The sequence below is a fragment of the Marinobacter salinexigens genome, assembly GCF_008370345.1.
Lineage (GTDB): Bacteria > Pseudomonadota > Gammaproteobacteria > Pseudomonadales > Oleiphilaceae > Marinobacter > Marinobacter salinexigens.
The window spans coordinates 215,439-222,828 of the sequence record NZ_VTUU01000006.1 but is presented as its reverse complement, the minus strand read 5'-3'; the positions used below and the strand labels follow the sequence as shown (position 1 = coordinate 222,828).

The following is a 7,390-nucleotide window of genomic DNA, read 5'->3' as shown; positions in this document are numbered from 1 at the left end:
AATGCCTTCTCCTGTGCGGAATACCGGCGACGGCGCTGCACGCCAGTTATGACTTCGATTCTCTCCACCTTGGACACTCCTTTGCACTAGGTCTATGCCTAGGCCTTTGCTTCTACCAAGGTGTCCGGTTTAAATGGGGGCTACTACACTTTTGCATTCGGCAAGGCAAGCCGTACAAGCTTATTGATATTGAGCTGGTTGAATCATCGCGCGCAGCAGAACTTCTTAGCGAGTTTGTCCGAGAATTTAACGTAAGTGTATTGAATGTTGCAGGCCCTAGATCAAGCAGTTGCCCGGCAATATACCGCTATGTGAAGCAGGCGATCGGTCGTGTGATACTGCAATCAACATAACCAGGTCAAGCACGGTATAGATTTCCCGGCTTGGGTTGTCGAGTCGTTGGATCGTGAGGCGGAGCACATTAGCGATGAGTTATGCAATTGCGTTCGCCTTGACGTACGTACATAAAAGCGTACAATTGATCAAAATTTGAACATGCAAGGGGTGCGTCATGACCGGAATCACAGCAACTGAGGCGCGCAGCAACCTTTATCGGTTGATTGATGAGACCGCCGAGTCCCACCAGCCAATCGTCATCATGGGTAAGCGGAACAAAGCCGTTCTGGTATCCGAGGAGGACTGGTCGGCAATTCAGGAAACACTTTACCTGCTCTCCGTACCGGGTATGCGGGAGTCTGTTCGTGAGGGGATGGATACCCCGGTGGATGAATGCGATGAGGAGCTGGACTGGTGACATGGAAGTTGGTTTACACCAAACAAGCCCAGAAAGACGCAAAGAAGTTGGCCTCCAGCGGCCTCAAACCAAAAGCCCAGGAACTGTTAACGCTGCTAGCTGAGGATCCATACCGCAAGCCGCCTCCGTTTGAGATGCTCATTGGTGATCTTGCCGGGGCTTATTCACGTCGCATCAATATTCAGCATCGTCTGGTCTACCAAGTGCTCGAGAAAGAACGAGTGGTGAAAGTTCTCAGGCTCTGGAGTCATTACGAGTGATGCATAACCAGCCGCTGTTGCCGGACAATTTTTCCACCGTTGTGCGGCTTCAAAATTGCCGCAAAGCTCCGCGTTAAATACCAGTAATCAAAAAATCTATCGCGTTGATAATTTCATCGCGAAAAGTTTCTAGGTTTTCGACGGGGCGCTTCAAAATGGATGTCGGAGCACTGGTTAGTTGATGGGTAAGTAGCGCGTACTCATTACTATCAATTTGAAAAATTGGGCATAAACCTTCAGGTGCTTCTCGCTCAAGATTTTGGGCGGGAATTACCGGAATCACGATTCTGGAGTTCAATACAGAAATGAGGTCAGTTTGAACATCTAAAAAATATGGATAGGCCTTTCTGGTGGTTTTATCCGTGTTTTCGTAGAGGGTAAACTGGCTCACTAGAAATCCCTAAATGCGTCTGAGAAAAGGCCATTCTTTTCCACGAACTCATTGCATGCCTCAAGGCCTTTTTGATTAGCTTTTAGCCATTCTTCAGCCTGTCGCTTGCTGACTTCGGCAGCCAATGCCTTCTCAAGCGTCGCGGAAAGGTTAATGTTTAGCTGTTTTGCCTTGGTTAGTAAGTCTTTGTTTAAACTAAGGTTTGTGGGTTTCTTGGCCGCTGAATGGTCATAAATTGACTTCATGGTCACAGTCCTTGCATGGGCTATGTGCATATAGTATGCGCATGGATCTTGCGTGGCAAATGCATTTAACGCGGCGTTAAATCAGTAGTGATACCGGAGTTGGGCGATAAGTAAAGCGTCATCCGTGACTTTGTAAGCTATTCGGTGTTCTTCATTTATTCGGCGAGACCAGTACCCGGCGAGGCTGTGTTTGAGGGGCTCTGGTTTGCCAACACCTTCGAACGCTTCTCGCTTGGTCTCTTTGATCAGCTTGTTGATTCGGTTAAGGATTTTTTGTCGGTTTTCTGCCCGCACAGAAGGTACGCCGTTTCTTGCAGCGCCTCGTAGTCCTCCAGGGAGATCATGACCACTGACGGCGACTTGCTCCGGGTGATGATCACAGGGGAGTGGTCTTCACAGACCTGCTGCATGGTTTTTGCTAGATTGGTTCTAGCGGCTGTGTAACTAATGGCATCCATAAGGCTGCTCCTGTACAGGATGTTGAGCATGTTCAGGGTGCCGTACGCATTAAGATTTAACAATCGGCTGCACAGCGACCGATTTTCCGCCGCCTCGCGGCTCCTAACCGGTGGGTGAACCGGGCGTCAGGCGTTCGTAAAGATGAGATGGGTCGTCGTTCTGTTCCTGGCTATTCCTGCCATTGTATTGGCCGAGGCTGAGCCGGAATTCTATTTGTGCTCTCCCTACGTGGAGCAATCTGAAGTTGGCGAGAATACCGATCTGGGCTGGCCGGTATTCGTCAAGTTAACAGAGGTTGGCACCACAAACTTGAAGGCGTTCACGGAAGCAAACGCCGGCAAAATGATCCGAATAATGGTCGGTCGTCGCGAATTTTTGAGGGCGACAATATGGGTCCCAATTTCCAATGGAAATATACGGGCGGCATTCAGCACCCAGGAGGCCGCTACCGATTGGCAGCGAATTTTGGCAGGCAAACTCCCGGCCGCCCCATGCGGTGTACGGACCTGAGAAATACCTGACCAGTTGTTGCAGTTCGTTCCGGGCCTGCTGGCCCATCCACCGGATGCCCTTTGTGCTGACATTAGAGCTAAAAATCCCACCAGTTATTCTGGTGCTTGTTACGGCCCTCCTTATGTGGACATTGGCGGTCGCTGTCCCGGGGCTTGGTTTCACTTTGTCTTCTTCTCCGCTCATCGCACTGGTGCCGGCGGCCATCGGTGTTGCTTTTGCGTTACTTGGCGTTTTGGAGTTTCGGTCAGCGGGCACAACCGTCGACCCACGAGTGCCAAATCAATCCGTTAGCCTGGTCGTTCGTGGGGTCTATCGAATAAGTCGAAACCCAATGTACGTTGGTTTCTTGCTCGTCCTCATTGCTTGGGGAGTTTTTCTTGGCAATTTGGCAAGTATTGCGCTGCTTCCGGCATTCGTTGTTTACATGAACCGGTTTCAAATCGTTCCAGAGGAGCGGCACATGCGAGAGAAGTTTGGTGAGGCTTACCGTCAGTACGAAGCAGAGGTTCGCAGGTGGGTTTGATGCCCAACAAGTTATCAAAATTCGCTCTCATTACCACTGGGGCATCAGGGCTACATGTATATACAAACGTATTCCGCAGATAAGGCTGGTGAGGTTGCTGAATTGTTTTATCAATCTGTTCATGCAATCGACCCTTCATTGTATACCGCTGAGCAAAAGGAGGCTTGGGCTCCTACCCCTGTCGACTATGCGGCCTGGTCTGAGCGACTGAAGGTGAAACAACCGCTCTTGGCGTTCATTGAAAATCGTGTGGCTGGTTTTATCGAGTTGGATGACGATGGTCATATTGATTGCACTTATACCCATCCGGAGTTCCAGGTAAGAGGTGTCGCATCCGCCTTGTATGAGCGTTTGCTTGAGGACGCCAGAGCCAGAAATATCAAACGCCTGTACGTTGAGGCGTCACTCATTGCCAAGCCGTTCTTCGAGCACCGCGGTTTCTCTGTGATCACGAAAAATGAAGTGCAAAGAAACGGGGTTTTGCTGGTGAATTTCTCAATGGAACGGTATCTAAGCTCGAACAATCAAAATCAGCCGACGGTTAACATTTTTCTGGGTTGGTCCTGCCGATGAACCTGAACCTGTATAACCAGTTGCAGCAGTTCCGGGCCGCTGTCCGAGATTAACCGCCCGTCTTCGATACCATGATGCGCACAGGCTCTCCCGGTTCGCCGGCGAACGGGTCAACACGCTGTGTATTGATGAAGAGCAGTTTGCCGTCTTTGAGGATCTTGGCCCGTAGTGCATAGGTCATGCGTTCATCAATAGCTGATGGGCTGTAGACCAGCTTGAAGGGGTAAGGAGGGGCTTTGCCGTCCACCACATAGGTGTAGTCGGTGATCACGGTTGCCGGCGCGTCTGCCCGGGATACGTCTTCAAGAGTCACGACCACTTTCGCTCCGGGCACCAATGCAATGCGTTCCCGGTACCAGACCTCACCACTGATAACGCGCATGAGGGTGTTGTCAGCTGTCTGCCCGGAGTCTGTCATGGGTTGCTCCTGAGTGGCGCATGCGGCCAGTAGCAAGGTGCAGGCGCTGATTAACCATGCAGCTTTCAGTCTCATTGCGTTATCTCCGGTGGTGTCTGCTTATCTAAGAGTCATTATTAATACTGCTTATTGTAGCCTAGCCATTACTGCAGCGCTCAGGAAGCCAAGAACAGCACCGTACAGATGGGCTTCCACGAGAACCGGCGAACCGATGAACTGCACGAGGTCAGGGTTGGGCCCCAGAATCTGTTCAAAAGCCAGTTTGATCACAACAACCAACACCACCAGAGCTGAGAGCAAGGGGTTATGACGCCGGGATAGCAGAGCACCTGCGATTAATAAACCGTGCAGAACCCCCGAGAATCCCACGTACCATTCTACGTCCGAGTTCAGAAGTAACAGGGTGAGTGACAGCCCCATTGAGATGAATAGCGTCAGAATGTAGCCCGCCAGCCCGGCCAAAGCGTGTCCGAAAAACCACCAGGTGATCGCAAGTGTGGTCAGGTTCAGAGCCAGATGCTGAACGCTCAGATGAACCCAATGGGCCGTCAGCAAGCGCCAGATCTGCCCGGCTTCTATACCGGAGCGTCGATACATCATGACATCAGCGGCCACATCCCTGAACCACCACGCCAGAATAAGACTGGCCCCGAGCAGGAGCGGCAGCCCGAATTCACGAACATTAAATTTTCGGCACCCGTTAACTATGTGACATAAACTCATTGAAGCCCCTCATGGGAAAACCAAGCACCTGCGACAGCGGTCCCGGCGTGGTTGCTAATGCCGAATAACTGGATTCGATTATAAAAGGAATAAGTGAATGCGAACCCTATACGGACTGGCTTCTACCATCATTTTTTCACTCCCTGTTATTGCCTCGGCGGAGGTGATCCTGGACGACCTGATTGTTCAGGGTAGCGCCTGTGTGGGCGCTGATTGTGTTGAAAATATGACGTTTGAATTCGACACTCTGGTGCTCCGTTCGGCCACACCCCAGGTGGTGTTTCAGGACACCAGCAACGCCGGCACTTTTCCGTCTGACGACTGGGTAGTTGGGGCGACTGATGGTGGGTTGGCAACGCAAACCTCATTCTTTATCAAAAACCTGACCAATGCTCTCGACGCCCTGGTTATTTCTGCCGACGGTGATGTGGCATTGGGTGCAGGTGCAGCGGTAGTTGAAGATGCGGTATCGGTGGGTGATCTGGGCAGCGAACGGCGGGTGACACACGTTGCTGATGCTGTCGACGACACCGACGCGGTGACGCTGGCTCAATTCAATGTGTTCAAGGGCGAGGCGACGGCTTCCGTGGCAGCGGAAGTCGACGCTTTGGACACCCGCGTTTCAGAGCTGGAAGCCCGGCTATCAACCCTCGTTGACCGTCTTGAAGCCGTCGCGGCTCAAGTCGACTGATCCTGGCCGACCAGCGAGGAACCCTGCGAATGAAAATTCTACAGTGTGGTTTGTTTTTGCTGTGTGCTTCGATGACCTTGCCGTCATTAGCGGATGCGGTGAAGAGCGATGATGTAATCGTGACCGGCGGCTCCGGTGTGTGCGTGGGTTTAGACTGTGGTAACGGGGAAGACTTCGCCCTGGGCACGTTCAAACTCAAGGAGAACAATACACGCATCCGGCTGTATGACAGCACCGCAACGCCGGGAGAGACCGTCCGCCAGGTATTGCCGAATGCCTATGTGGAGGGTGTTGTTGGTGAGTCCTGGCGAATGGATGCCAACCAGACGGCGAGTGGCGGTAGCGATGCCTTTTACATCAACCAGCAGAGCTTGGACACCTATGTAGTGCTGAGTGATGGAACGGCCCCGGACTATTGCCCTGATCCACTCGCGGACCCTGAAGCGGTGATACCCGAGGGCGAGCCAGTGGAGAACGAATTTAATTGTGCCCAGGTCGAGCAGTTCTTGCAGCGGGATGGTCTGGTTCTCGGTAACTCGGCGAGCAGTGGTGCTGCAGTTGGCCTTGATGCAGAGCTGGCTGATGGTGAAGTCAGTTTGGGCAACACCAGTCTGAAGCGCCGGCTGGTGCATGTCGCGGAGGCCCTTGCAGAGTCTGACGTGCTCATCAAGTCTCAGCTGGATGCGGGGGTATTCATGGACGAGCAGGCACGCCTTGATGAGGTTGAAGCACTGATCAACACTGCGGAGCAGGAGATCGCTGCCCTGGAAGCGGCCGTGAATAAACCTTCGGGAGGCGGTGGCAGTGGCGCCATGGGCTGGTTGATTTTGCTGCTCCCTGCGCTAGGCCTGTTCGTGAGGCCGCGTCGGCGGATAGTGTAGACTGGGATGTTATCCAAAACAGCCTGAGTTCTATGCCCAAATCGTTCTACCGTCGGGGCCCGGACCACCGCGCCGGAGCCCCCGTCACCTTTCTGGATGTTCGCCGCCGTTTCCAGTTTCGTTCGGTCGAGATTGGCCGCTGGGTAACGGAGCCGGAGAAGCAGCGCAGTGCCGCCCTGTTTTATGACGCTCTGTGCGACCTGATGACGATCCTCGGTGGCACGGAATCGCTGATTTCCCTGCGTGGCAGTCTGGCTCTGCAATATGGCATCGGTGGCAGGCCGGGGGTGTCTGCCCATTACACGCCTGCTACCCGAAGCTTCGCGTTGGCGAAGAACGCGGGCCCCGGCAGCATTGCCCACGAATGGTTCCACGCCTTTGATCACTACATTGCCGACAAGCTTTTTCCCGATACCCGCAAGGGAGACTTTGGCTCCAGCCTCTGGCTTAAAAGGGAAAATGGGATTGTTCACCCGCTAAACGACAAGCTACAGGCCTGTTACCGCGCGATATTGCTGGATCAGAGTGGTTCCCGGCCCAGCGAGCTGTTTCGCTGCTCTGCGCAGGCGGACAAGGCCGCTGGTATTCATTATTTCAGCCGGCCAGAGGAGCTGTGTGCACGCGCTTTTGAAGCGTTTGTCCAGGATGCTGAGTGCAAGAACGGCTTTCTGGTAAAAGGCACAAAAGAATCTGAGGAGGCTCGACTGGGGCTATATCCGCAAGGTGAACAGCGGCGGAGTATTAATCAGGCTTTTCTCGACTACTACCATCACCTGGGGCGGGCTTTGCGCCGGGCTCTCTAGGACCTTCAGGCTTTCTACGCCATTCCCTTCACAAGTCACATTCTACCCGACCAATTGCAGTGCACCCATGTTCCAGGTTGGGGCATGGAAGGTCGGCTGCTTTGTTCTTTTTTGAATTTTTAGCTCTCTTTTTCTTTTGGTGATTTTCAGGTTATC

The 7,390-nt window shown here is 52.9% G+C and carries 15 protein-coding genes; 9 read left to right on the top strand and 6 right to left on the bottom strand.

The window, feature by feature from the left end; translation table 11 throughout:
* Positions 1–35: 35 nt before the first annotated feature.
* The 3 genes from FWJ25_RS20040 to FWJ25_RS13865 all read left to right on the top strand — a co-directional run bounded on the left by FWJ25_RS20040 (position 36) and on the right by FWJ25_RS13865 (position 1,014).
* A complete protein-coding gene (locus tag FWJ25_RS20040) occupies positions 36–353 on the top strand; it encodes a YpsA SLOG family protein (protein WP_306462858.1) in 318 nt (105 codons plus the stop codon).
* Positions 354–511: 158 nt separating this feature from the next.
* Entirely contained in the window at positions 512–754 is a 243-nt protein-coding gene (locus FWJ25_RS13870; protein ID WP_149600852.1) for a type II toxin-antitoxin system Phd/YefM family antitoxin, read from the top strand.
* The gene (locus FWJ25_RS13865) at positions 751–1,014 is read left to right on the top strand and encodes a Txe/YoeB family addiction module toxin (RefSeq protein WP_149600851.1); all 264 of its coding nucleotides are present in this window, start codon (positions 751–753) and stop codon (positions 1,012–1,014) included. Before FWJ25_RS13870 ends, FWJ25_RS13865 begins: the two co-directional genes overlap by 4 nt.
* A 73-nt stretch (positions 1,015–1,087) precedes the next feature.
* Here the strand turns inward: FWJ25_RS13865 and FWJ25_RS13860 are convergent, their stop codons facing one another.
* From FWJ25_RS13860 to FWJ25_RS13845, 4 genes are all read right to left on the bottom strand, one after another.
* Positions 1,088–1,405, bottom strand: a complete 318-nt coding sequence (locus FWJ25_RS13860) for a CcdB family protein (protein ID WP_149600850.1) — start codon at positions 1,403–1,405, stop codon at positions 1,088–1,090.
* Positions 1,405–1,650, bottom strand: a complete 246-nt coding sequence (locus FWJ25_RS13855) for a type II toxin-antitoxin system CcdA family antitoxin (RefSeq protein ID WP_043320922.1) — start codon at positions 1,648–1,650, stop codon at positions 1,405–1,407. Before FWJ25_RS13855 ends, FWJ25_RS13860 begins: the two co-directional genes overlap by 1 nt.
* 81 nt (positions 1,651–1,731) lie before the next feature.
* Positions 1,732–1,944: a Txe/YoeB family addiction module toxin gene (locus FWJ25_RS13850; RefSeq protein WP_149600849.1), complete on the bottom strand. Its 213-nt coding sequence runs from the start codon at positions 1,942–1,944 to the stop codon at positions 1,732–1,734.
* Positions 1,896–2,108 (bottom strand): type II toxin-antitoxin system Phd/YefM family antitoxin, encoded by a 213-nt coding sequence (locus tag FWJ25_RS13845; protein ID WP_149600848.1) that lies wholly within the window; start codon positions 2,106–2,108, stop codon positions 1,896–1,898. Before FWJ25_RS13845 ends, FWJ25_RS13850 begins: the two co-directional genes overlap by 49 nt.
* 142 nt (positions 2,109–2,250) lie before the next feature.
* On the opposite strand from FWJ25_RS13845, the gene FWJ25_RS13840 reads away from it, so the two are divergent.
* The 3 genes from FWJ25_RS13840 to FWJ25_RS13830 all read left to right on the top strand — a co-directional run bounded on the left by FWJ25_RS13840 (position 2,251) and on the right by FWJ25_RS13830 (position 3,718).
* Entirely contained in the window at positions 2,251–2,619 is a 369-nt protein-coding gene (locus tag FWJ25_RS13840) for a hypothetical protein (RefSeq protein ID WP_149600847.1), read from the top strand.
* A gap of 64 nt (positions 2,620–2,683) precedes the next feature.
* Positions 2,684–3,145, top strand: a complete 462-nt coding sequence (locus FWJ25_RS13835; RefSeq protein ID WP_149600846.1) for a methyltransferase family protein — start codon at positions 2,684–2,686, stop codon at positions 3,143–3,145.
* Positions 3,146–3,199: 54 nt separating this feature from the next.
* Positions 3,200–3,718 (top strand): GNAT family N-acetyltransferase, encoded by a 519-nt coding sequence (locus tag FWJ25_RS13830; RefSeq protein ID WP_149600845.1) that lies wholly within the window; start codon positions 3,200–3,202, stop codon positions 3,716–3,718.
* Between the two features lie 49 nt (positions 3,719–3,767).
* On the opposite strand, the gene FWJ25_RS13825 is transcribed toward FWJ25_RS13830, so the two are convergent.
* The gene (locus FWJ25_RS13825; RefSeq protein WP_149600844.1) at positions 3,768–4,211 is read right to left on the bottom strand and encodes a YbaY family lipoprotein; all 444 of its coding nucleotides are present in this window, start codon (positions 4,209–4,211) and stop codon (positions 3,768–3,770) included.
* Positions 4,212–4,262: 51 nt separating this feature from the next.
* Positions 4,263–4,859, bottom strand: coding sequence for a rhombosortase (gene rrtA / locus FWJ25_RS13820; protein ID WP_149600843.1), 597 nt, complete (start codon positions 4,857–4,859; stop codon positions 4,263–4,265).
* Between the two features lie 97 nt (positions 4,860–4,956).
* Between rrtA and FWJ25_RS13815 the strand changes: the two genes are divergently transcribed.
* The 3 genes from FWJ25_RS13815 to FWJ25_RS13805 are packed head-to-tail and all read left to right on the top strand — an operon-like array spanning position 4,957 to position 7,234.
* Positions 4,957–5,550: a hypothetical protein gene (locus FWJ25_RS13815; protein WP_149600842.1), complete on the top strand. Its 594-nt coding sequence runs from the start codon at positions 4,957–4,959 to the stop codon at positions 5,548–5,550.
* 29 nt (positions 5,551–5,579) lie between these two features.
* On the top strand, positions 5,580–6,431 hold the full coding sequence (locus tag FWJ25_RS13810) for an ABC transporter C-terminal domain-containing protein (protein ID WP_149600841.1): 852 nt from the start codon (positions 5,580–5,582) through the stop codon (positions 6,429–6,431).
* A 32-nt stretch (positions 6,432–6,463) separates the two neighbouring features.
* Positions 6,464–7,234, top strand: a complete 771-nt coding sequence (locus FWJ25_RS13805) for a CLCA_X family protein (protein ID WP_149600840.1) — start codon at positions 6,464–6,466, stop codon at positions 7,232–7,234.
* Positions 7,235–7,390 lie beyond the last annotated feature (156 nt).